This is a genomic window from Koromonas soli (assembly GCF_059726265.1).
On the sequence record NZ_AP040872.1, the window covers coordinates 2,159,303 to 2,181,869 of the forward strand.

A 22,567-nucleotide genomic window follows, 5' to 3' on the forward strand; every position below is an offset into this window, starting at 1 on the left:
CGACGATGCAACTTGATTACTTGGGAACACTGAAGCGGACGCACCGCTGTGGCGAACTGCGCGCCAGCGATGCGGGAAGCACGATCACTTTGATGGGCTGGGTGAACCGGCGGCGCGATCACGGAAATCTTATCTTCATCGACTTGCGCGACCGTTCGGGCATCACTCAGATCGTATTCGACAAGGAACGCAATCCTGAAATGCATGAACGCGTCGAGGCCGTGCGCAACGAGTATGTGCTGGCCGTAACCGGCGTAGTTGAGCTGCGTTCGGAGAACACACGCAATCCGAAGATGGACACCGGCGACGTCGAAATCATCGCCACCGAACTCAAGGTACTCAACGAGAGCAAGGTTCCTCCATTCTTCCCTGGCGATGCGAACGTCAACGTGAACGAAGAGGTGCGCCTCAAGTATCGCTACCTCGATCTCCGCCGTCCGGAGATGCACTACAACATCGAGATGCGTCACCGCGTCGCGCTAGCCATTCGCAACTATCTTTCGAGCCAGGGCTTCTACGAGATCGAAACGCCCATCATGACGCGTTCCACTCCCGAGGGCGCGCGCGATTACCTCGTGCCCAGCCGTGTACATCCCGGCGAGTTCTACGCCCTCCCGCAGTCGCCGCAGATCTTCAAGCAGATTCTGATGATTGGCGGCATGGACCGCTACTTCCAGATCGCGCGCTGCTTCCGCGATGAGGACCTTCGCGCCGACCGCCAGCCCGAGTTCACGCAGATCGACCTCGAACTGACCTTCCCCACCGAAGAGATCATCCACAACGTGGTCGAGGGCTTCCTCGATGCGGCCTTCACTGCCGCAGGCTGCACCATCGAGCGCCCCTTCCCGCAGATGCCCTACGACGAAGCGATCCGACTCTATGGCATCGACAAGCCCGACCTTCGCCTGCCCGCGATGACCGACGTTAAATCGGCCTTCGCCCCCGACGCGCTCGAAACCCTCGGTATCGACGCCACTCTGCCCGTCATCGTCATTCGCACGCCGAAGGTTGGCGAGCTCTCGCGTAAAGAGCGCGACGAACACAAAGCGCTGCTCAACGACAAGCAAGCCAAGGTCATCAAGTTCTTCGACGACTTCAAGCGCCTCGAAAAGAGCTGGCCCGAGTCGGTCGCCAAAGTCCGCGAACTATGCGGTGCTGAAGACGGCGATCTGCTCGTCATGGTCGCAGCTCCCAAGAACGCCGACGCTGAGAACGGGACCGCAGACGATGCTGCCGCCGCGCGCCGCCTGCATCGCGCCGAGTTCAATGTGTACACCAATGCTGGCCAGCTCCGTCTCTCACTGGCGCAGCGCTACGCCTCGCGCCACCAGGCATTCGAAGGCAAGGCATTCAAATTCCTCTGGGTCACCGATTTCCCCTCGTTCGAGTGGGACGAGCAGAGCGGAAGCTGGACCTTTGCGCATCACCCCTTCACCTCGATCCACGACGAGCACATGGAACTGCTGAGCGAAGGCGTTAAATCGCAGCGCGATCCGAACTCGGCCTTGGGCGCCATCCGCGCTCGTGCTTACGACGTTGTGCTCAACGGCATCGAGCTTGGTTCCGGCTCGATCCGTATCCACCAGCAGGAAGTCCAAGCGAAAATCTTCGAAGCACTGGGCATGGATGAGGCCGAACAGAAACTCCGTTTCGGATTCTTCCTCGAAGCTCTGCAGTACGGCACGCCTCCGCACGGCGGCATTGCCCTTGGACTCGACCGCATTGTCATGATCCTTGCCGGCGCGCCCAGCCTTCGCGAAGTAATTCCCTTCCCGAAGACTGCCGCCGCCACCGACCTGATGATGGAAGCTCCCACTCCAGTCACCGACGCACAATTACGGGAACTAAACATCGGCATCAAGAAGTAGCTGAACGAAACTGAAGCACTCTGAAGGGCACGCGCCAAGCGTGCCCTTTTCTGCTGCTTTTCCAAACACAAAAAAGCGGCAGTGCCGAAGCACTGCCGCCAGGTAGAAAGTAACAGCTTAGAACGATACGCGCGCACCGATCTGAACCTGACGCGTGCTGTACACGAAGTTGCTGTTCGCAGTCGAGGGAACCATGAACTGCGAAACGCCATTGATGACCGTGCTGCCGTTGTTGTACGGAGTCAGGGTCGGATTGTACGTTCCAGCAGTGGTGCCCGTCGTGTTCGTGATCGTGTAGGCACTGGTGGTGTTCACGCCAGTGACATTGCGATGGTTGAACAGGTTGAACACGTCACCCGAGAGTTCCAGCTTTACGCGCTCGTAAACCGGGAACTGCTTCGAGAGGCGAAGATCAGCCACATAGGTCGGGGGCTGGCGATAGGAGTTGCGTGCGTAACCCGGAATCGCCAACGAAGCACCCGCGCCGAGGAGGCCGTTGCTCACGCTGCTGTAAGTCTGCGAAGTGCCCGTCGAAGAGACAACGGTCACACTCGGATAGGACGAGGCAGCCTGGAGCGTGTTGCCCAGACCATATTGCATCTGGAGAACAGGCGAAGCCTGCCAACCATCGACCACGTACTTCATCCAGCCCGTGTGCTGCCAGGGAGCCTGGATGACGGCATGCAGCGTAAAGCGGCTCGGCACGTTGTACTGCGAGTTGCCGTACATGCCCCAATTCGGTTTCAACGGATCGAGCACGGCACCGTAAGAAGCGGCACCGGTAGTTCCGTTCACGCCGTAGTCAAGCGCATGTGACCAGGTATAGTTCGCCGAGAGCTGTACGTGGTTGCTCATGTGCTTGTCCAACTGAATGACCAGGGCGTTGTAGTTGGAGTTGGTGCCGCTGAAGATGTCGATCACCGAACCGTAGCTCGAGTTCAGGCGCGACGTATAGAACGGCATTTCGACCGTCTTGGTTCCGGTCGTGAGCGGCAAACCACCCTTGATGGTCTGGTTGTCGACCACGTAAGAGATGGTCTTCGGAGGAGTGAGCGTCTTGCCGCCGGACACATACTGCGTGCCAGGAGCTGCAAGGTTCACATCGTTGAAGTTGGTCAAGTGACGACCGAGGCTGCCCAGGTAGCTGATGGACAGGACGTAGTTCTTGCTCAACTGCCGCTGCAACGAGAAGTCGATTTCCTGGATCTGCGGAGCTTTAAACTTCGGGTCGAAGTAGTCCACCGTAAGCGTTCCGGCAGCCGCTGGAGCCGAAGAGAGCACGACAGGGAACGTCGGAGCACTCGTCGCGTTGTATTTCAGGTTATAGACGTTCTGACCGGCGGTAGAACCAGTCGCCGTCATACCGGAGAACAGAGTCGAGTTGATCAGGCGTCCGTAGTAGAGACCGTAGCCGCCACGGATAACCGTCTTGCCATCGCCAAAAGTATCCCAGGCAAAGCCGACGCGCGGTCCATAGTTCTTCGGTCCGCGAGGCAGAGTGCCCGCCGTGAACTTAAGCGAGTTGTTCAGGGTGATCGGGTTCTTCAGTTCGTCGTAAGCCTTCGGCATGATTTCGGCCTCGAAACGCAAGCCGAGGTTTACGGTCAAACGGCGCGACACCTTCCAGTCATCCTGGATGAAACCAGCCCAGTCTTGCGTCGAGAACTGATAGGTCTTCACCGCGTTCTTATAGGAAGAACCCTGGAACGCCTGGTAGTAGTTGCTGTAGTAGTTGGCGTGCTTGAACGTGGAAGAGGTCTGTGCCACGTCATACAGTTGGGCGAAATAGTTCGGGATACCGCTGAAGCTGTATTCGCCGTACTGCTGGTACAGGTTGTTGATGCTGTCGTTGTTGTTGACGAAGTCGATACCAAAGCGAATGTTGTGGTTGTTGCGTGTCACCGTGATGGTGTCGGCAACCTGCGTCTTGAACTCGTCAGGATACGCATAACGGTTACCATACAGAGTGCTGCCCCACTGGAACGCGCTCATGTAAATGTTCGGCGGGATTCCGTACGGGTTGTTCTTGCCGTTCAACAGCGTCTGCGTATCGTAAGCCGAAGGAGCCTGATTCGTTTCAAACTCAAAGTCGCGACCGTACTGGAAGCGGATCTCGTTTGAAACGGTGTTGGTCACCATCGTGTCCAACTTCGCAACGCCCCACGTATCTTTCACGTAGTCGTTACCGAAGGAGTTCGTACCGTAATTATTCGTTGCCTGCGTCTGAATACCGGCAGGAGACCACCAGCGCATACGGTTTACTTCAAATGAAGCGTGGTTCTTCTGGTTGATGATCCAGTCCACCTTCGGGAAGAAGATATCCTGGTCACCCGTACGAGGAGTACGACCTGTATCGGCGATCAGTCCGAGAGCGTTCTGCGTGCCGAACAGTGAGTTAAGCCACAGCGTCTGCGCGGCGTTGTATTCGCTCACGCTTACGAGCTTCATGTTTGCAGTCGATGTGCTCTGGCCGTGATTGATCAGCGAGGCCAACTGGCAGACGTTGTAGTCGGCCGTGATGTTGGAAGCCGTGGTCGAACCGCAGTACCCGGTGGTCCAGGTAGTCGCAGAGTACGAATTCGGAGAGCTGAAGAGGCCTGCGGCGCCGTTCGGAACTGCGGTGCCGGGGAAGTTGCGGTGGAACCGGTCGTAGCTGACGAACCAGAACACGCGGTCCTTCACCAACGGTCCGCCTACGCCGAAGCCGCCCATCTTGCGAACGTCGATCGGCTTATAAGGCGCGGTCGTTGCAGTCTTGGTGGTTGCGTCATAGGTGGTCAGAGTGGTGAACGGGTTCATCGAACCCAGGCTGTTGTTGCGGTCGTACCAGAAAGCTTCACCGTGAATGCTGTTCGTGCCGCTCTTCGTGATGGTGTTAATAACGCCACCGGCCGAACGGCCGTATTCAGACGAGTAGTTCGAGGTGTTGACCTGGAACTCCTGCACCGCAACCTTCGGGGTGGAGTAGCCAGCGCGAGTGCGTCCGCGTTCTTCGGAGAAGTAAGCCTGGTTGTTGTCTGCGCCGTCAACCGTAACATTGTTGAGCAGCGTGCTCATGCCACGGAAGCTGACAAGTCCGAAGCCGCTGGAATCGCTGACGACGCCAGGGGTCAGGAGCACGAAGCTCGACCAGCGTCCGCCGTTGATGGGAAGGTTTTCGATAGCTGTTTCGTTGAGTGTCGGGGCGAAGTCCGCCGAGGTCACGTTGACCAGCGGAGTTTCAGCGGTTACATCGACCTGCTCGGTTGCACCGATCGTCAGGTGCGGGTTTACGCCAGTCAAGCTACCGACGGTGACGGAGACCTTTTCCGCCTTGTAAGCGGCAAAGCCCGTAGCGTTCACGGTCACTGTGTAGGTAGCAGGCTGCAGGTTGGTCACGCGGAAATAGCCGGACTGGTCCGTCTGTGCCGTGAATGTCTGGTTGTTGCCGACATTCTTCACGACCACAGCAGCTCCCGCCACAACCTTGTCCTGGGGATCAACCACGGTACCGCCGATAGCTCCCTCGGTAGTGGATTGGGCCCAGGCTGTGATGGTGGAGAAAACTAGGCAGCAGAATAAAAGCGTCAACAGCAATCGTGTAAAACGACCGCCTGTGATTCCCTTCATTGGTGCTCTCCTGAAACGACGTTTAATGCGCAATAGCTGCGCGTAGGTTTTCACAACTTTGCCGGGCGTTAGCCTCTTGGTGGGCTCTGCCCCGGGTACATCGAAAAATTCTTTCTGTCAGGGTTTCTGCAGCTCTGATTGTACCCATTGTGAGTACGCGAATGAAGCTGAATATTAAAGATCAATTCTTCTTGAAATTCTCGAAGTATTTCTTGACAAACACTCACAATCCTGCCCGTCATCGTTTTCTCACCTTGGCACCTGAGTTTTGCCTAGAAGAAGGCTAAGCGCGGTACCGAATGGCAAACCTGCGGGACTATGCGTAGAATCCTATTCAGAAGAGCGGCGTGCGCAATCCAGATTTCTTGCGCCCAGTTTGCACTTCGTGTTGAACCTTGAAGGTCTTGCCCGTGCGGATGCTCCATTTCTGGTGCACGGGTTCGTTAATTTGCTCCGTATCGATTTTGGGATCTGCTCTTGAATATGCCGCTTTCGAAATTTGAGTCCTCGACCGCCATCGCCAAAGCTCTACGCGACGGTATTGAGCGCCACGTGCGCTACACATTAGTAAGGTCGCTGGATCATCTGACTCCCGCCGAATTGCTCGTTCCCGTCTCGCTGGCCATCCGCGACCTGTTCGTGGACAAAATGCTGGCCACCACCAAGCGTTATGTTCAGGCCGACGCCAAGCACCTCTATTACCTCTCCATGGAATTCCTCATGGGCCGCCTGCTTGGCGATACCGTCTGCAATCTGCGCCTCACAGGAGTGCTCGACAGCGCGTTAAGCGAGTTCGGTGTGCGCTTCGATCAGGTGCTTGAGAGTGAGGCCGACGCGGGACTCGGCAACGGCGGCCTCGGCCGTCTGGCTGCCTGCTTCCTGGAGTCGCTGGCCACGCTCAACATGCCCGGCTACGGATACGGCATCGACTACGAATACGGCATGTTCCGCCAGGAAATCGCCAACGGATTCCAGCGCGAGAAGCCCGATCGCTGGAAGGCCAACGGAACTCCCTTCCAGATCCAACGCCCCGAGGAAGCCATCGTCATTCCTCTCTACGGACGCGTTGAAAATGCGCGCGACGCCGGCAAGTATCGCCAGAACTGGCTCGACTACCAGGTCGTCGTCGGCGTACCCAATGACATGCCTGTCGTTGGATACAACGGAGAGACCGTGAATTATCTGCGCCTCTTCCAGGCGCGCTCATCCGACGATTTCGACATTGAGATCTTCAATCGCGGTGACTACATCCGCGCCGTCGAGCAGAAGATCGGCAGCGAGAACATCTCGCGCGTGCTCTACCCCAGCGACTCGGTCATGGCGGGCAAGGAACTTCGCCTCGTGCAGGAGTATTTCCTCGTTGCCTGCGCCGTGCGCGACATCGCGCGCAATTTCCTCGCCCAGCACAGCTCTTTCGATATGTTCCCGGACAAAGTCGCCATCCAGATGAACGACACGCATCCGGCGCTCGCCGTTGCCGAGCTCATGCGCGTCCTGGTGGACGAGAACAATCTCGAGTGGGAGGACGCCTGGGAGATCACCCAGAAGACCGTTGCCTACACCAATCACACCCTGCTGCCCGAGGCTCTCGAGAAGTGGAGCATCTCTCTCATGGAGCGCGTTCTGCCGCGCCACATGCAGATCATCTACGGCATCAATCACAATTTCCTGCGCAGCCTCACATCCTACTCGTGGGTCGATGGCGAAAAGCTCCGCCGCATGTCGATCATCGAGGAAGGTCACGACAAGAATGTGCGCATGGCTCACCTCGCCATCGTGGCCTCGCATGCCGTCAACGGCGTCTCTGCGCTCCACAGCGATCTCATCCGCATATCGCTCGTACCGGAGTTCGCTCAGCTCTGGCCCGAGAAGTTCAGCAACAAGACCAACGGTGTCGCGCCGCGGCGCTGGCTGCTCAAGGCCAATCCTCACCTCTCGCGCCTGTTGAGCGAAAGCATCGGCGAGAAGTGGATCACCGACTTATCTGAGCTGCGCAAAATCGAGCCTTTCGCCAACGATGCTGGATTCCAGACTCGCTTTGCCGAGGTAAATGTCCAGAACAAGCTGAAGCTTGCGCGCATCATCCGAGACGAGACCGGAGTCGTCACCGATCCCAACTCGATGTTCGACGTACAGATCAAGCGCATTCACGAGTACAAGCGCCAACTGCTCAACGTGCTCCGTGTAATGTACGACTACCTGCGCATCGTCGAGGACGGCGACGCCCCGAAGACGCCCCGCACTGTGCTCTTCGCCGGAAAGGCCGCTCCCGGATACTGGGCCGCCAAGCAGATCATCAAGCTCATCCATAACGTCGCCACCGTGATCAATAAAGATCCCAAGGCCAATCAGCTTCTGCGCGTGGCTTTCCTGCCCGACTATCGCGTGTCGCTGGCGGAGTCAATCATCCCCGCCGCCGACCTCAGCGAGCAGATCTCCACCGCAGGCATGGAGGCCAGCGGTACCGGAAACATGAAGCTTATGATGAACGGTGCCGTGACCGTCGCCACCTGGGACGGCGCCAACATCGAGATCGCAGAGGAAGCCGGCGAGGAGAACATCTACATCTTCGGCCTGCGCGCCGAGCAGATCGAACAAATGCAGCGCAATGGTCTCTACAACTCGCGCGAATACTACGATCGCGATCCTCGCATCAAGCGCGTGCTCGATTGCTTCCTCAACGACCGCTTCTCCTCCAGCGAGCCGGGACTCTTCCGCTGGATTTTCGATGAGCTGATCAATCGCGGAGACCGCTTCTTCCACGTCGCCGACCTGCCGCAGTACATCGATATCAACCAGAAGATCGACGCCGACTTCCAGGACACCGCGAAGTGGCGGCGCATGTCGATTCTCAACACTGCGCGCTCGCACAAATTCTCCAGCGACCGCACCATCGAGGAATACGCTGCCGACATATGGGACCTGCAGCACTATCCGGAGAAGGCCGCCATCATTCCTTCCCCTTCGGTTGCCATCACTCCCGCGCCATCGCTCGAAATCACAGCCGAGTAGTCCCGCTTAGGAATCGAGGCCCCAACTAAACTTGTTGTCGCGAGTTTAGGTGGGGCTTTTTCTCATTTTTCCATTAGCATGTCAGTCGTAACAATCACGCCCCTCTCAGACGCCTTCAACACAAGGGGACGTGTGTGGCAGCACACTTGGTCAAATACAATTTGGAACTGTTCATCTTTAAGGGGAATGATCAATGTCCAATGTTAAGTCGCACAAGGGAGTCATAGGAATCCTAACCGGCGGTGGCGATGTTCCGGGATTGAACCCGGCAATTCGCGCCGTCACCATCCGCGCCCTGCGTGAGGGATACCAGGTCATCGGAATTCGTCGCGGCTGGGGCGGACTGGTCGATATCGTTCGCGAAAAAGATTATGACAACACCGGCAATTATTCGTTTCTTACCGAAGAAATCGTGAATCGCGCCGGACGCACCGGCGGCACATTCCTCCACACGTCGCGCACCAATCCCGGCAAGGTGAAGAAGGATAGCGTTCCCTTGCATCTCCAGGACAGGTACAACCAGGAGAAGAACGACCTCACGCCCGAGGTGCTCGAAAACCTAGCCTGGCTCGGCATCGACTACCTCATTCCCATCGGCGGCGACGACACCCTGAGCTACGGCGTGCGCCTCTACGAAGAGGGCGTCAAGGTCATCGCAATTCCGAAGACCATGGACAACGACGTCCCTGGCACCGACTACTGCATCGGCTTCAGCACCTGCGTCACACGCACCATCCAGATGACGAACTCGCTGCGCACCTCGGCTGGATCGCACGAGCGCTTCCTCGTGCTCGAAGTCTTCGGACGCTACGCCGGATACACTGCCATGCTTCCCACCATGGCTGGCGCCGCGAATCGTTGTGTCATCCCTGAATACAGATTCGAGATCGACCACCTCGCCGAACTGCTGAGCTACGACCGCAAGAAGAATCCCAGCAAGTATTCGGTCGTGCTTGTCAGCGAAGGCGCAATGTTCGAAGGCGGCGAGATGGTTTTCTCCGGCGAAACCACCGACGCCTATGGACATAAGAAACTCGGCGGCATCGGCGACCTCGTCTCCGAAAAACTGAAGGAGATTTCGCCGAAGTACAACGAGGGCAAGACCGTGGACATCATCAACCAGAAGCTCGGATACCTCGTTCGGGGCGGCGATCCCGACGCCATCGACTCCATCGTGCCCATGGCCTACGGCAACCTCGCGCTCGACCTGTTGCTGCGCCGCGTTCACGGACGCCTCGTCGTCCTGAAGAACGGACGCTACGACGACATGCCCATCGACTGCGTCACCGGAAGCAAGAAAGTCGTGGACGTAAAGCAGCAGTACAACGCCGAACGCCTCCGCCCCCACTACAGCAGCTTCCACATGAAGCCGCTGTTCATCATGACCAGCGAGTAGTTTCAGGCGCTATGTTCTGCACTGCCCCGCTCACCCGAGTGGGGCAGTGCGTCTGAGTGGGTGCAACCCAACCCGGCGAACAGTACGAAGTCCACGGTCAATCACGAAATTGCCAAATGCGCAAAGCAGCCTGAGCGCAGCTACATCATAGCCGCAATCTTCCCATGCTGGGAAAGTTAGACCCCAGGTTTACCCCACCGAGAACCATACTCTTGAACAAAGGGTGATATAGTTCCTGGTCAAATCTTTCGGAAAGGACAGAAAGTATGCAGATTCGGGTGAGGAGAGTAGCACTATTAGTTATGATTCTAGGCTTTTGTCTTTCATCAGCCTATTCAATAGTTAGCGGTTGTCCAAAGGTAAACTGGAAATACTACACCTGTGCCCAGTGCGGCAGGCAAGTGTTGATAGGCGCATGCGGAGGAATAGATGGGACTGGTTGCGATCCATTTGCAAGCGGAAATATACCTTGTTGCCCCGACGTTTATGTCATTTCAGCAGGCGCCGGGGATCCATGTAATTGGGCGACAATACTCAGTAACAAAGGTGAAAAGCTAGCGACAGCACCGCGCAATCCAAAGTGCTCGATTCCTGGGAAAGCGATCAAGTAAACTCAAACATGAATACGAAGCGAGCAGTGTGGCGAGCGATAGTCTTGTCGGTGATCACTAGTTGGAGTGGATTGTGCGCGGCTCAAGTTCCCGACGCAACCGCTACGCAAGAGAAATCTTGTGCGACAAAAGAGGGTGTGAATCAACACATCGTCCAAAGGCTTAAGGTCACGAATGTCCGTGATTTTGAATTTCCACCCTTTGGACATTGGGGCGCACCGCTTTGCGATGGCGACGGAAACTTATATTTTCACTCAGTTCCGGACATGCCAGCTTACGATACAATCAGCATTCTCCGACTCGACCCCAAGGGTCAATCCAGCGTCGTCTATCGAATGTCGGCAGAGTATTCCGATTATATGTATATTTCCGCCTCTGTGAGCCCGTCCGGATTGTTGTACGTGTTGGCTCAGACCAGAGCTGGCGATTACACACTTGTTGACTTCAAGTCAGACGGCTATTCGAACAAACCGTCCAAGCTTATCTTGCCCCAACGTGTGGTGTTGACCGGGGTAGCCGCTTTTGACGATGGATCGGCACTGGTAGAAGGATATTACGAAGTAAGCTCATCTTTGAACCTGCACAAAACTAGAAATACCGGAAGGAGATACCTCGCAGTCGTTAACAATGCGGGAGAAATTACCAGAACCGTAGAAGGTGGATTTGCCAATGTGGAGTTGAGCTCAGGTCCGACGATTCCTCCCGAAACAGAAGGGGCCCTTGTAACTTCGGCGAGGCATGCTTTCGTTATCTCGGGTAAAGAAATTCTTGTTCTCTCTCAATCTGGTGCACTAGAACGAAAACTCTCCTTCGAAAAGCCCGAAAGAAGTGCGGTTCCAGTGAGACTGCAGATTTCTGGAGAGCTGGTAGCAATCGCTTTCGCAACCGTCAACAAAGAGCATGAGGTTCAATCGGAATACCTCGTACTCGATGTCCAAAGTGGACAGCAGGTCGGACTGTTTGCTGGGAACAACGAAACTGGGTCAGAAGCAGTATGTTTTCAGCGTGACGAGGGTTTCATTTTCCTAAGCCACGATCCGCGAGCCGGTAAGTTGAGGCGAGTCGTCGCGGAGATTCCATACTCAGTACAAGAGCAACACTAGCTGGATTGCACATCGAACTTATACTGCGCCTGACGTGCGATCAGGCGCAGTGCTTGCGTGTTCGATTTTCACTGTTCTTCCTGCCTAACTAACTGCCGAAGCTCATCCAGCATCTTCAGCATGTTTTCGATCCTGCGCTCGCCAATGGGTTTGACGAGGCCATCGATCTCGCGAAGCTTCGGATCGATTTCTTCCAGCAGTTTCAGTCCTGCATTCGTAATGCGCGTAACCACCACTCGCCGGTCGGACGTATCGCGCGAGCGTCGGATCAGTCCGGCTTTTTCCATGCGCTCCAGCAGACGTGTCACATCCGGCTCGCGGGCAATCATCCGATCGCCGATTTCGCCGCACGTTCGACCGTCCGGCCCCGCGCCACGCAGGATGCGCAGCACGTTGTACTGCGTCATCGAGATGTTGAATGGCCGGATCACCTGCTCAAATCGCGCACTCAGAACATCGGTCGTGCGCAGCAGCGAAACCAGCAACTCCTCTTCGATGGTCGCGAAGGGCTTCGTCTGATGTATCTCTTCTCCTACAGCGCTCGCAGCTTTCCTATTCATAGTCCCTACTTCTCTGATAACCACGGGGCGTCACAGGATGCAAATACTTTGTTGCAACAACTATCTCCGGCCTACAGCCGGTTGATCAACGATGCCACGTACGCCGCGCCAAATCCGTTATCAATGTTCACGATCGAAACATTCGAAGCGCACGAATTGATCATGCCTAGCAGCGCCGCAATTCCATTGAACGCCGCGCCATAGCCGACGCTGGTCGGCACGGCAATCACCGGCACGCCCACCAGTCCGCCGACCACGCTCGGCAGCGCGCCTTCCATTCCGGCGCACACCACCAGCACGCGAGCTTTCTGCAGTTCCTCGCTGTGCGACAGCAGCCGATGCAAGCCCGCCACGCCCACATCGAACAGGCGCGTGACCTTGTTGCCCATCACGTCCGCCGTCACCGCAGCTTCTTCCGCCACCGGAATATCGCTCGTTCCCGCCGAGATGATGCCAATCGTTCCCTTCCCCAGCGTCTCGCATTTCTGCCTCAACACCAGTGTGCGGGCTATCGTATTGTGCTCGGCCTCAGGAAAGCGCGCCGCTGTGAGTGCAACCTGCTCTGCACTGACCCTCGTCGCCAATACGTTGTTGCCCCTCGCAGCCAGACGGGTGAAGATTTCGACAAAGTGCTCGGGAGCCTTGCCCGGCCCAAAGATCACCTCAGGCGCGCCGACACGTACGGCGCGATGATGATCGACCTTGGCAAATCCAATGTCTTCGTAAGGGAGTGTTTTGATCTGCTCAAACGCCGCGTCCGGGGTCACCGCCCCGGCGCTCACCTGTTCAAGCAGGCTTTTCAATCTGTTCGCGTCCACCCTACTAGCCTATCATTCAGAATGCAGAGTTGATGCCCGCACTTGCTGTTCGTAATACAAAGCACTAGGCTAGGTTCGAATGCTGGATTCGAGCAACAACACGAAGCGCACCATCACCCTCGCCGTCACCGGCGCCAGCGGTTCCATCTTCGCGCGAGAAATGCTGCGCGCCCTCGAAGAGGACGACCGCATCGGCTGCGTGAACTTCGTCATCAGCGACAGCGGACTTCGCGTCGCAGCCGAGGAACTCGGCATCAATCGCAGCAACGTGCTCCAGCAACTGCTTGGCTGCGAGCCGCAGAAATCGCGGCTTCTCAACAATCAGGACATCGGCGCAAACATTGCCAGCGGCTCCTACCCGACCGATGCCATGATCGTGCTCCCCTGCTCCATGGGAACTCTGGCCAAAATCTCCCAGGGCCTCGCCTCCAGGCTGATCGACCGCGCCGCCGACGTCTGCCTGAAAGAACGCATTCCTCTTGTGCTCTGCGTTCGCGAGACTCCACTCAATCGCATCCACCTGCGCAACATGTCGCTGGCGGCGGAAGCGGGCGCAACCATCTATCCCGTCATCCCCACTTTTTATAACCGCCCCGAGTCGCTCGACGCCATTTCACGCCAATTCGTAAATCGGGTGCTGAAGCACATCGGCCTCCCCCAAAAAGGAGCCTACGTGTGGAAGCCAGACGACTTACAAAAGTAACGGAGCCCTCGGCCGCTGTTTACCTCCAAGGCAATCCTGCCCCCGTCAGCAAGTCCTATTTACCTTTTCGCCCTGCAGTACCATCCAGCTATTAACAATTTGACAACCATAAAGCGGTCTTTTAGGATGTCCATACACTGGAGAGGAGGTGGTCCGATGGATAAAAGTTCAAGCGACTGTAGCAGACAAATCGTGATCAGTGAGGTGGCTGAGGCTTAGGGCGGAATCGCTCTAACCACTCGCCAGACTTCCCGTTCTTTCTGAAGTTTGTCGCTGGGTTGCGTTTCATCCGTATCTCGCGCACATTGGGTTGCGCCTATCCGGACGGAGTGAGCCCGCCTCAAGCCAATTCACACAGCTAACCGAACGCCCCGCAAGCTACAGTGCGGGGCGTTTTCATTGCACAAATCCCTCAAAAATCATCCCTTCTAGCACCGAAATTACTTTCGTACCTCAAACCTTTGGCATCTGCGTTGACTTAGCCCTGTCCTAAGGTAATCATCATCGTATTGCTAGAACTTAGGCCGTCAGCGCTCAACGCGCCGGATGTAGAGGCGGCGATCCGAGGTGTGTGCTTGAATTCAGGTGTTCTCCGCCGTGCTCTCGTTCTCTCAATTTGTCTCTCCCCAATGTTCCTGGTGGCACAATCGGCTCTCAAGCGCAATCTCAGGATCGAGTCAGAAGTTGATCGCGTCGAGACTTCGAGCAACATTTCTTCCAGCAATGTTGCTCGCATTTCCGCGGGACGTCGCCTTGTGAAGTTCAGCGGAAGGGCTCTGGACGAAGCAAACCTGCCGGTCTCAGGAATTGTGGGAATCACTTTCGCAATCTACGAAGAACAGAGTGGTGGAGCTCCGCTGTGGCAGGAAACACAAAACCTTATGGCGGATGAGGACGGCCGCTACACGGCGCTCCTTGGCGCAAGCAGCGAAACCGGCGTTCCACCCAACGTCTTCTCAGGCGATTCGCGCTGGCTCGGAGTGCTAACGCATATGCCGGGAGCAGTGGAGCAGCAGCGTGTACTGCTGGTGGGCGTTCCGTATGCTTTGCGGTCGGAGGACTCAGAGATGCTGGGAGGAAAACCAGCATCGGCTTACGTCACCGCTGAGATGATGGCGCAGTCACAGACGGTTCAGCCAGTCGTCGGCAACTCGAACCTGCGCTGTTCATTTGTCGATACCGCGAGATCCTCGATCGTCGCTCAGAACGCGAGTGGCGGATATTTTCCTGTCTTTTCGGACGCCTCAGGGAACCTGCAGAATTCGACAGTGATGCAGTCGGGGTCAAACATCGGCATCGGGAATTCGAGCCCAGCGGCTGCGCTGACCATCGGCCCTGATGCCGACACGACAACCCATTACCCTATACTCTCGCAATCAAAGGACAGCAGCGGGGGATGGGGGCAGTTCGTGGGCGCGTGGAGCTCACCTTCCTATTGGGCCATTGGTCCGCTGGATGGGATGTCCGACAACACTGTTCGTATCGGCAATGCAAACCAGCAAGGGACTTGGCAGCCCACACAGAACCTGAACTTGGTCATCGGCGGGAAAGTTGGCATTGGCACCACCACCCCAGACAAGCCACTGACGGTGAACGGCGCGATCCACAGCACCTCAGGCGGCTTCGTGTTTCCTGACGGAACGGTCATGACGACCGCAGCCAGCACAGCCGCGTCGGGTGGATTGCAACTTCAGGGCGCAGATCTGGTGCTTCCGGCGAGCAGCGGAACGAGTGGGGCGGGAAACCTGCAACTGCAAACACAGAATACTTCCGCGGACACAGCAATCGATCGGCTGATGATCGTGGGCTCGCCGAAAGCCATGATCGGAGCGGTTCCAAAAGCGAGCCTGTTCTCGATTCATATTGCGCAGGGCGATGCAGCGGGTGGACGGGTAAGATTCACGATCGTCGCGAGTGATGGAACCAACTATGCGATGGAAACTGGCGAAATGATTTACCTGGCTAGTCCGAAACAGGTCACCTGCGCGGTGGTGAGTTCGCAGATCGGGCCTACGAGCTACACGAATACAATGCTGGCGGTGCCCGGAGTAGGGCAGCAGGGATTTCTGAACGCGCAATGCAATCCGAACACGACCTCTGCCGGAGATCCGATGTTTCAGATTTTTGATACGGCTCCGACGACGTTCACGCCAACGACTCACAAGGTGTATTACACGATAGAGAACCAGTCGCAATCGGCAATTACTCTTCAACCCTGAGTCAGAGGAGCGTGAAGGCCTTGCGGATGACGTCGATGGTGAGTTGCTTCATACCGAGTTCATCGAGTTCCTTTGGCCGAACCCATCGTACTTCGCTTGCGTCGGAAGCCGCTTTGAGGGTGCCAGATCGCGGGTAACAAAGGTAGTCGATGAGCACGTAGTGATACTGCGTACGCCCTTCGCTGTCCGGAAAGATCGAATCGAAAACATCGAGTACCGGGCCGACTTCGACGTCGAGCCCGGTTTCTTCGCGCACCTCACGTGCAACTCCATCGCGCAGTTTTTCTCCTAGATCGAGCGCACCGCCGGGGATGGACCACTCTCCCTGCAGCGGCGGGTTGGCGCGACGCGCAATGAGAACCTGGCCCTCGTGGATGATTACTGCACCCACACCTACGATGGGCAGCGATGGGTAGAGACGAGACATAAAGCTATTGTAAGCTGCGCCGCACAGACAGATGCAGGCGGGGAGGAACTCCCCGCCTGCGCGATATGAGAGGGCGATCTTCTTGAGTATGAAGTGATGCTGACGGAGGTATGAATGAGTTCTTATGAAGTCAGCTCGATGCACCGTCATTCCCGTTGTACAGCACGATGGAGCAAACAGGTTGTAGTTCTGAGAGGACGACGATCATTTAGCGTTCCGACGAGGGACAGTTCCGAAGTGGGCGCTGATAGGAGCAAATAGCTTAAACAAAGATCAAGACGACGCCCGACAGTACACCGCAGGGTTGGGTTGTATTATCGAATTGATGCCTCCGATTCTTAATGCACAAAATCTATCGAAAGCCTTCGGGGCTGAGCCGCTGTTTCGCAACGTTTCATTTACGGTCAATGAGCGTGACCGGATTGCGCTGATCGGGCCGAATGGATCAGGGAAATCAACGCTGCTCAGATTATTGGCCGGGCTGATTGCACCCGATAGCGGCGAGGTCGCGCTGCGTAAGCGCGCAACTCTCGCTTATGTTCCGCAGGAATCGATATTTGATCCTGGACGCACGGTGAGGCAGGTGATCGAGGCAGCGCTGAAGAACTCCACGGTTCCGGCACTGGAGCGCGATGCGCGATTGCACGAAACTCTGGGCCGCGCCGGGTTTGAAGACTTCGAGGCTGAGGCTCACTCGCTTTCCGGAGGCTGGCGAAAGCGGCTTGCAATTGCCGAGGCATTGGTGACGGCACCGGACATTCTGCTGCTGGATGAGCCAACAAACCATTTAGACCTGGCTGGGATTGAGTGGCTAGAGCAGTTATTACAGCAAGCTACGTACGCGTGCGTGGTGGTTTCTCACGATCGCTATTTTCTGGAGAATGTTGCAGGAGAAACGGCGGAACTCGCACGCGTGTATCCCGATGGAATCTTTCGCGTAACTGGGACGTACTCGTATTTCCTGGAGAAGAAGGAGGAGTGGATGAAGGCGCAGGCGCGGCATCAGGAAGCGCTGGAAAACCGCGTCCACACAGAGATTGAGTGGCTGAGGCGTGGTCCGAAGGCGCGCCGAGGCAAGTCGAAATCACGTATCGATCGTGCACACGAATTGATTAACGAACTCGGAGACATGCGCGCGAGAACGCGCACAGCCAGCACGGATCTCGACTTCTCAGCCACGGGACGACAGACGAAGCGGCTGATTGAAGTAGAAGGACTCGCGTACAGCTTCGGCCAAGACAGAGCCATCGTGAACGGACTTGACTTCACGATCACGAATGGGATGCGGGTGGGACTCGTCGGCCCAAACGGTAGCGGAAAAACAACTCTGCTGCGCCTGTTGCAAGGCGAGTTGCAGCCGCAGTCGGGAAAGATACGCAAGGCTGATCATCTGAATGTCGTGTATTTCGAGCAGGACCGCACGCTCGACCCGTACATCACGCTGCGACGCGCATTGGCTCCGGATTCGGACTCAGTCGTGTTCCAGGATCGCGTGATTCACGTGGCGGCGTGGGCTGACCGCTTTCTATTTACTGGAGAGCAGTTGAATCAGCCGGTAAGCCGATTGAGCGGCGGCGAGCGCGCGCGTGTGCTGATCGCGCGGCTGATGCTGCAACCGGCAGACATTCTGCTGCTCGATGAGCCGACGAACGATTTGGACATTCCGACGCTGGAAGTGCTGGAGGAAACGCTGCTGGAATTTCACGGAGCGCTGGTGCTGGTGACGCACGACCGCTATCTGCTCGATCGCGTTTCGACCACAGTTCTGGGACTGGACGGCGTTGGAAACAGTGCGATCTTTGCAGATTATCAACAGTGGGAAGAGTGGCGCGATCAGCAGCGGCGTCCGCAGAAGCGCGAGGCGAGCGAAACGGCATTAGCCGCAGCACAAAGTGCTACACCGGCAAAGAAGAAATTGTCGTACATGGAAGCGCGCGAGTATGCCGCGATCGAGCAGCAGATTTCACAAGCGGAAGCCCGGCTCTCGGCAGCACAGGCTGCAATGAATGATCCGGAAATCCAAACGGATGCTGCGGCGCTGATTTCTGCACAGGAAGAACTCGAGCAGGCCGATCGTGCGCTCGATCAGCTACTAACACGATGGACGGAGTTGGAAGAGAAGCAGCAGTAATCGCGCACTCACGCTTCGAATTCAAACAATGATGAGGCCTTCACGATAGCCGCGGCTGACGGCTTCAGTGCGAGTGGAAGCGCCAAGCTTCGAAAGAATCGAACTTACGTGAAATTTCACCGTGTGTTCGGAGATGTGCAGTCTTGCGCCGATCTCCTTGTTCCCTGCTCCTTCGGCGAGTAAAGCGAGAATCTCGGCCTCGCGTGCCGTGAGCGGTTCCAGGAGCGGAACATCAGCATCGTTTGCTGGCTCGGATGTCGCGGGCAACAGTACATCCAGCACCTCAGGCGATATGATCGTAAGCCCGGAAGCAGCGGATTCAATGGCGCTGAGAATTTCTGTTGGTGTGGCATCGCGAAACAATATGGCGCGGACTCCTGATTGCAACGCGCGGCGTACATCGGATCGTACTAACGTCGCGACCAGCAAAACAAAGGCCGGCGCGCCTGCATGTCCGAGAAGCGATTGCAGGGTTTCGGGCACGACGGCCTCCACCGAGTCGATAAGCAGAATCTCGGGCGAGTAGTCCTGCGCTGCTCGGAATGCGGTGGCGTGATGACCTTCTCCAACGATGGCGAAGCGGGAATCAGCACGCACGAGAGATTCCAGACCCGCACGCGTTACCGCTGACTTCGCTTCCACCAAGACTCGAATCAAACTGCCTCCGCCAATCGAGAGCACTTCAGAAATTGCTCAACAGTATCACTCGAAACTGCATATCCCATTCCATTGACGATCATGCTGTTGATACCAACAACGCTACCCTGAGCATCCGCCAATGGGCCTCCTGAGTTTCCGGGCGCCAGGCGAATGTCGGCGATAAGCCACGGCGAGTTGACGACCGCTTGATGCACCACCCCGGTACTCACGGCTCGCACTCCGTCGCGCGGATTGCCGACCGCAATCACCAGTTCTCCGGTCCGCACTGTTCGCGATGCACGAACAGCGGCTGTAGGAAGCGAATGCGCGCTGACGACCAACGCGGCGAGATCGCGCTTGCGGTCTCGTGCGAGGAGCCATGCTCGCAGCGTCCGGCCATCGCAGAGTTCGACATCATGCACTTGCGAGTCAGCAACATGCGCGTTGGTCACGATCAATCCTTCAGAGTTCCAAATCACTCCGGAACCTTGCGCCCCATGCGAACCGCTGACGCGAACAGTGATTTGTCGCAACCACTCCGCAACGGAAGCTACTCCCCTCCCGATACTGATGCCTACCCCGATACTTGGATTCACCGCTGTTGCCACAACTAGCTCCTCTGCTTCTCACCGACAGTGACGGAGAGATTCAGCAATTGTCCTCCGCGCACGACTTGAAGTGTGATCGCGTTGCCTACGCTTTCGGAGTCAAGATAGGAATGCAGACTGCGCAATCCCTGCACCGATGCGCCCTCGATGGCGACGATGATGTCCCCTAGCAGCAATCCACTGGCGCTGGCGGGGCTGGCGGGCGCGACCGTCACGGCGAGCAATCCAATGCCTGAGTTCATACCCAGTGCCTGTCGTGCGGCCTCGGGAAATGCGACAGGTTGGACACCAACACCGAGGTATCCGCGGGTGACTCGCCCGTGCTGGAGCACCTGACTCACAACACCTTCAACAGTTGACGACGGAATCGTTACTACCGAACGCTGAGGTCCCGACAGCGCAATGCCCAGGACTTCAGCATTTGCATTAATGATGGGGCCGCCCGAGAATCCGGTGAACGGATTGAGATCGAGTCTGAGCCACTGGTCAACTCGCGCTGAACGCCATGTACGCCAGGGCCCGCCAATCGCGCTGATGACACCGTAAGTAGCTGCAAGACCATCTGAGCCTCGACGCGCCACGGCCAGCACGACTTCGCCAACGCGGGGATGGGTTTCGCGCGCGAGCGGAGCCGATCCAGTCGAGCATGAAAGTTTAAGCACGGCCACGTCGGTACCCAGGTCGCGCCCAAGAACATTGGCTTTCGTTTGCTCTCCAGAGGGGAGCACAACCGTGAGTTCATCGCGGTCCCGAATCGTATGTGCCGCTGTGACGAGGAGGCCATCACGCCAGAGGGTTCCACTTACACCTTCGCGGCCACCCTCGGGAACGGCTGCTACAAAAGCTCCGGCGTGCTCCACAGCGTCGGCGAGTGAGTTTGAAAATTGAACCAGAGAACTTGACATGCAATGCTCCTGCCGGCGAGTTGCCAGCCTGCATAGAGTGCACGATTTCTCTGCGTTGCCGCATCGGCCACACGGGTAGCCACCCACTAGACAATCGTCCAGGTCGGCGACGGTGAGCAACTCACGTTTGAGAGAGGTGGATTATGCGGCCTTGCATTCCTTGGCAGTCTTGTCTAATCGAAGACCCAGGAACACAGGTGCGCGCATTTTGAGACCACCCTTCTGCCCTTCATGCGTCCACTCGGTGAATTTGATTTCGGCAACAAGGTCTGGTGTGACGAAGTGAATGCCACGCGAGGTATCTACTTTGTTCGCGAAAGGATTCTTCTTTGTCTCGCGTTCTTTCAGCAGTTTGAAGACTTCGGCCTCGGTCTCGCGAGTGAATCCGGTGCCGGCCTGACCGACGGATAACAAGCGGCCTTGCTTGTCGTATAGGCCAAGCACAAGTGAACCGAAATATTCTCGGCTTCCCTTGGGATCGGTCCAACCGCCTATGACGCATTCTTCGGTTTGCGTTATCTTGATCTTGCCCCAGCAACGCGTGCGCTTCTGCTCGTACCGCGAATCGCGCTTCTTTTCGACAATGCCTTCAAGACCCTGTTCACGCGCCGCAATAAGAAGTTTTGCACCGTCCTCGAAATGATCGGAGTAGCGAACGCGCGAGTCGGGATCAAGCACTTCGCGAAGAAGTCGCTTGCGATCCTCCATTGCTGCGCCCATGAGAGACCACTCGTCAAGGTGAAGCAAATCGAAGGCATAGTAGGCGATGGGAACATCGGTATGGGCAGCGCGTCCGAGTGTGCGTCCGTTCTTGCCGATGCCGGTACGCTGCTGCATGAGGCTGAAACTGGAGCGACCATGTTCGTCGAGTGCGACGACTTCGCCATCAATGAGCGCGCGCTTTGCTTTCACACGGGCGGGCAATTCGGCGGCAATCTCGGCAAACGCTTGCGTCATGTCGTTCTGATTCCGCGAGACCAGGCGAGCTTTGCCATCTTCAATGAAGGCCAAGGCGCGGTATCCGTCCCACTTGATTTCGAAGAGCCATTCTTTCGAATGCTCAGGAGCATCGACCAGGGTGGCAAGCATGGGACGCACGATCTCAGGCATCGCCGCCTTTCGTACGCCTTTAACTTCAGTGACGAGTTTCGACCAATCCATTGACGAATGTCGATCTTTGCCAACTCGCTTCGTGACCACGCGATCCCTGGTCACCACCTTTACTGTTCGGCTGTTGCCCTTGGGCTCGGTTTGTTTGTTGGAGATCCACTCGGCGGATTTTCGGTCCTCGGCAATCTCCTGCATGGAACGTCCTGTGACGGCCGAACCGTCGTGGGCGTCGATGTCATATCCGGGTTCGACGGCTTCATCGCGATGCTTGATGAGAAGCCACTCGGTGCCCTTGGTGCCGGGTCGGCGCGACTTCATGTGCGCAAGCACGAAGCTACCTTGCAGTTTGTGGCCGTGGAGTGAAAACTTGAGATCGCCCTTCTCGAGCATGGCCCTGGCATGGGCTTCTCTCTGTTCTTTGTTCATGTTCTCCGAGCCGTAGGGCTCCCACGTACCCTCATCCCAAACCATTACGGTTCCGGCGCCGTAGTTGCCTTCGGGAATGCGGCCTTCGAAGGAGATGTAATCTACGGGATGATCTTCCACCTGCATCGCCAAACGCTTGTCGGCCGGATCAAGTGACGGCCCCTTTGGGACGGCCCACGATTTGAGCACGCCATCAAGTTCAAGTCGAAAGTCGTAATGCAGGCGTGTGGCTCGATGCTTCTGCACGACGAAGCGCCAGCCTCCGTGCTTGGCTTCGATGGGCTTGGGCTCTGGTGTCTGGGTAAATTTACGTTTGCGCTCGTATTCGGCCAGGGACATGGGTGCTCTCCGAGGTTCCACATCATAGGATGCGCGCAGCGGATTTCTGAACACCTCGGCCGGCAGTGCTTTTCGTGGACCTT

General features: G+C 56.8%; 15 protein-coding genes. 7 read left to right on the plus strand and 8 right to left on the minus strand.

Features of this window, described 5'->3' with window-relative positions:
• Positions 1-5: 5 nt before the first annotated feature.
• Positions 6-1,868 carry an aspartate--tRNA ligase gene (gene aspS / locus AC6IY8_RS09440; protein WP_497778543.1) on the plus strand — a complete coding sequence of 621 codons (1,863 nt, stop codon included), beginning with the start codon at positions 6-8 and terminating at the stop codon, positions 1,866-1,868.
• A gap of 117 nt (positions 1,869-1,985) precedes the next feature.
• Here aspS and AC6IY8_RS09445 read toward each other — a convergent pair whose 3' ends face one another.
• Positions 1,986-5,477, minus strand: coding sequence for an outer membrane beta-barrel protein (locus tag AC6IY8_RS09445; protein WP_497778544.1), 3,492 nt, complete (start codon positions 5,475-5,477; stop codon positions 1,986-1,988).
• 483 nt (positions 5,478-5,960) lie between these two features.
• On the opposite strand from AC6IY8_RS09445, the gene AC6IY8_RS09450 reads away from it, so the two are divergent.
• The 3 genes from AC6IY8_RS09450 (at position 5,961) to AC6IY8_RS09460 (ending at position 11,599) form a co-directional block, all read left to right on the plus strand.
• The gene (locus AC6IY8_RS09450) at positions 5,961-8,489 is read left to right on the plus strand and encodes a glycogen/starch/alpha-glucan phosphorylase (RefSeq protein WP_497778545.1); all 2,529 of its coding nucleotides are present in this window, start codon (positions 5,961-5,963) and stop codon (positions 8,487-8,489) included.
• 193 nt (positions 8,490-8,682) lie between these two features.
• Positions 8,683-9,885 carry a 6-phosphofructokinase gene (locus tag AC6IY8_RS09455; protein WP_497778546.1) on the plus strand — a complete coding sequence of 401 codons (1,203 nt, stop codon included), beginning with the start codon at positions 8,683-8,685 and terminating at the stop codon, positions 9,883-9,885.
• A gap of 748 nt (positions 9,886-10,633) precedes the next feature.
• Positions 10,634-11,599 carry a hypothetical protein gene (locus tag AC6IY8_RS09460; protein WP_497778547.1) on the plus strand — a complete coding sequence of 322 codons (966 nt, stop codon included), beginning with the start codon at positions 10,634-10,636 and terminating at the stop codon, positions 11,597-11,599.
• A 68-nt stretch (positions 11,600-11,667) separates the two neighbouring features.
• Here AC6IY8_RS09460 and AC6IY8_RS09465 read toward each other — a convergent pair whose 3' ends face one another.
• Entirely contained in the window at positions 11,668-12,159 is a 492-nt protein-coding gene (locus tag AC6IY8_RS09465) for a MarR family winged helix-turn-helix transcriptional regulator (RefSeq protein WP_497778548.1), read from the minus strand.
• Between the two features lie 71 nt (positions 12,160-12,230).
• Entirely contained in the window at positions 12,231-12,962 is a 732-nt protein-coding gene (larB, locus tag AC6IY8_RS09470) for a nickel pincer cofactor biosynthesis protein LarB (protein WP_497778549.1), read from the minus strand.
• 94 nt (positions 12,963-13,056) lie between these two features.
• Between larB and AC6IY8_RS09475 the strand changes: the two genes are divergently transcribed.
• Positions 13,057-13,680, plus strand: coding sequence for a UbiX family flavin prenyltransferase (locus AC6IY8_RS09475; RefSeq protein ID WP_497778550.1), 624 nt, complete (start codon positions 13,057-13,059; stop codon positions 13,678-13,680).
• 638 nt (positions 13,681-14,318) lie between these two features.
• On the plus strand, positions 14,319-15,899 hold the full coding sequence (locus AC6IY8_RS09480) for a DUF8740 domain-containing protein (RefSeq protein WP_497778551.1): 1,581 nt from the start codon (positions 14,319-14,321) through the stop codon (positions 15,897-15,899).
• A 1-nt stretch (position 15,900) separates the two neighbouring features.
• Here the strand turns inward: AC6IY8_RS09480 and AC6IY8_RS09485 are convergent, their stop codons facing one another.
• Positions 15,901-16,326, minus strand: a complete 426-nt coding sequence (locus AC6IY8_RS09485; RefSeq protein ID WP_497778552.1) for an NUDIX hydrolase — start codon at positions 16,324-16,326, stop codon at positions 15,901-15,903.
• A 325-nt stretch (positions 16,327-16,651) separates the two neighbouring features.
• Between AC6IY8_RS09485 and AC6IY8_RS09490 the strand changes: the two genes are divergently transcribed.
• Positions 16,652-18,457: an ABC-F family ATP-binding cassette domain-containing protein gene (locus AC6IY8_RS09490; RefSeq protein WP_497778553.1), complete on the plus strand. Its 1,806-nt coding sequence runs from the start codon at positions 16,652-16,654 to the stop codon at positions 18,455-18,457.
• A gap of 21 nt (positions 18,458-18,478) precedes the next feature.
• On the opposite strand, the gene AC6IY8_RS09495 is transcribed toward AC6IY8_RS09490, so the two are convergent.
• The 4 genes from AC6IY8_RS09495 to ligD all read right to left on the minus strand — a co-directional run bounded on the left by AC6IY8_RS09495 (position 18,479) and on the right by ligD (position 22,484).
• A complete protein-coding gene (locus AC6IY8_RS09495; RefSeq protein WP_497778554.1) occupies positions 18,479-19,114 on the minus strand; it encodes a response regulator transcription factor in 636 nt (211 codons plus the stop codon).
• On the minus strand, positions 19,111-19,704 hold the full coding sequence (locus AC6IY8_RS09500; protein WP_497778555.1) for a S1C family serine protease: 594 nt from the start codon (positions 19,702-19,704) through the stop codon (positions 19,111-19,113). Before AC6IY8_RS09500 ends, AC6IY8_RS09495 begins: the two co-directional genes overlap by 4 nt.
• Positions 19,705-19,706: 2 nt before the next feature.
• Positions 19,707-20,609 carry a S1C family serine protease gene (locus tag AC6IY8_RS09505; RefSeq protein WP_497778556.1) on the minus strand — a complete coding sequence of 301 codons (903 nt, stop codon included), beginning with the start codon at positions 20,607-20,609 and terminating at the stop codon, positions 19,707-19,709.
• 141 nt (positions 20,610-20,750) lie between these two features.
• A complete protein-coding gene (gene ligD / locus AC6IY8_RS09510) occupies positions 20,751-22,484 on the minus strand; it encodes a non-homologous end-joining DNA ligase (protein WP_497778557.1) in 1,734 nt (577 codons plus the stop codon).
• Positions 22,485-22,567: the final 83 nt, after the last annotated feature.

Bases quoted from the DNA above. Each gene is read 5' to 3' on its own strand.
- aspS (WP_497778543.1), top strand. From the start codon at position 6: ATGCAACTTGATTACTTGGGAACACTGAAGCGGACGCACCGCTGTGGC.
- AC6IY8_RS09445 (WP_497778544.1), bottom strand. From the start codon at position 5,477: ATGAAGGGAATCACAGGCGGTCGTTTTACACGATTGCTGTTGACGCTT.
- AC6IY8_RS09450 (WP_497778545.1), top strand. From the start codon at position 5,961: ATGCCGCTTTCGAAATTTGAGTCCTCGACCGCCATCGCCAAAGCTCTA.
- AC6IY8_RS09455 (WP_497778546.1), top strand. From the start codon at position 8,683: ATGTCCAATGTTAAGTCGCACAAGGGAGTCATAGGAATCCTAACCGGC.
- AC6IY8_RS09465 (WP_497778548.1), bottom strand. From the start codon at position 12,159: ATGAATAGGAAAGCTGCGAGCGCTGTAGGAGAAGAGATACATCAGACG.
- AC6IY8_RS09475 (WP_497778550.1), top strand. From the start codon at position 13,057: ATGCTGGATTCGAGCAACAACACGAAGCGCACCATCACCCTCGCCGTC.
- AC6IY8_RS09485 (WP_497778552.1), bottom strand. From the start codon at position 16,326: ATGTCTCGTCTCTACCCATCGCTGCCCATCGTAGGTGTGGGTGCAGTA.
- AC6IY8_RS09490 (WP_497778553.1), top strand. From the start codon at position 16,652: ATGCCTCCGATTCTTAATGCACAAAATCTATCGAAAGCCTTCGGGGCT.
- AC6IY8_RS09505 (WP_497778556.1), bottom strand. From the start codon at position 20,609: ATGTCAAGTTCTCTGGTTCAATTTTCAAACTCACTCGCCGACGCTGTG.
- ligD (WP_497778557.1), bottom strand. From the start codon at position 22,484: ATGTCCCTGGCCGAATACGAGCGCAAACGTAAATTTACCCAGACACCA.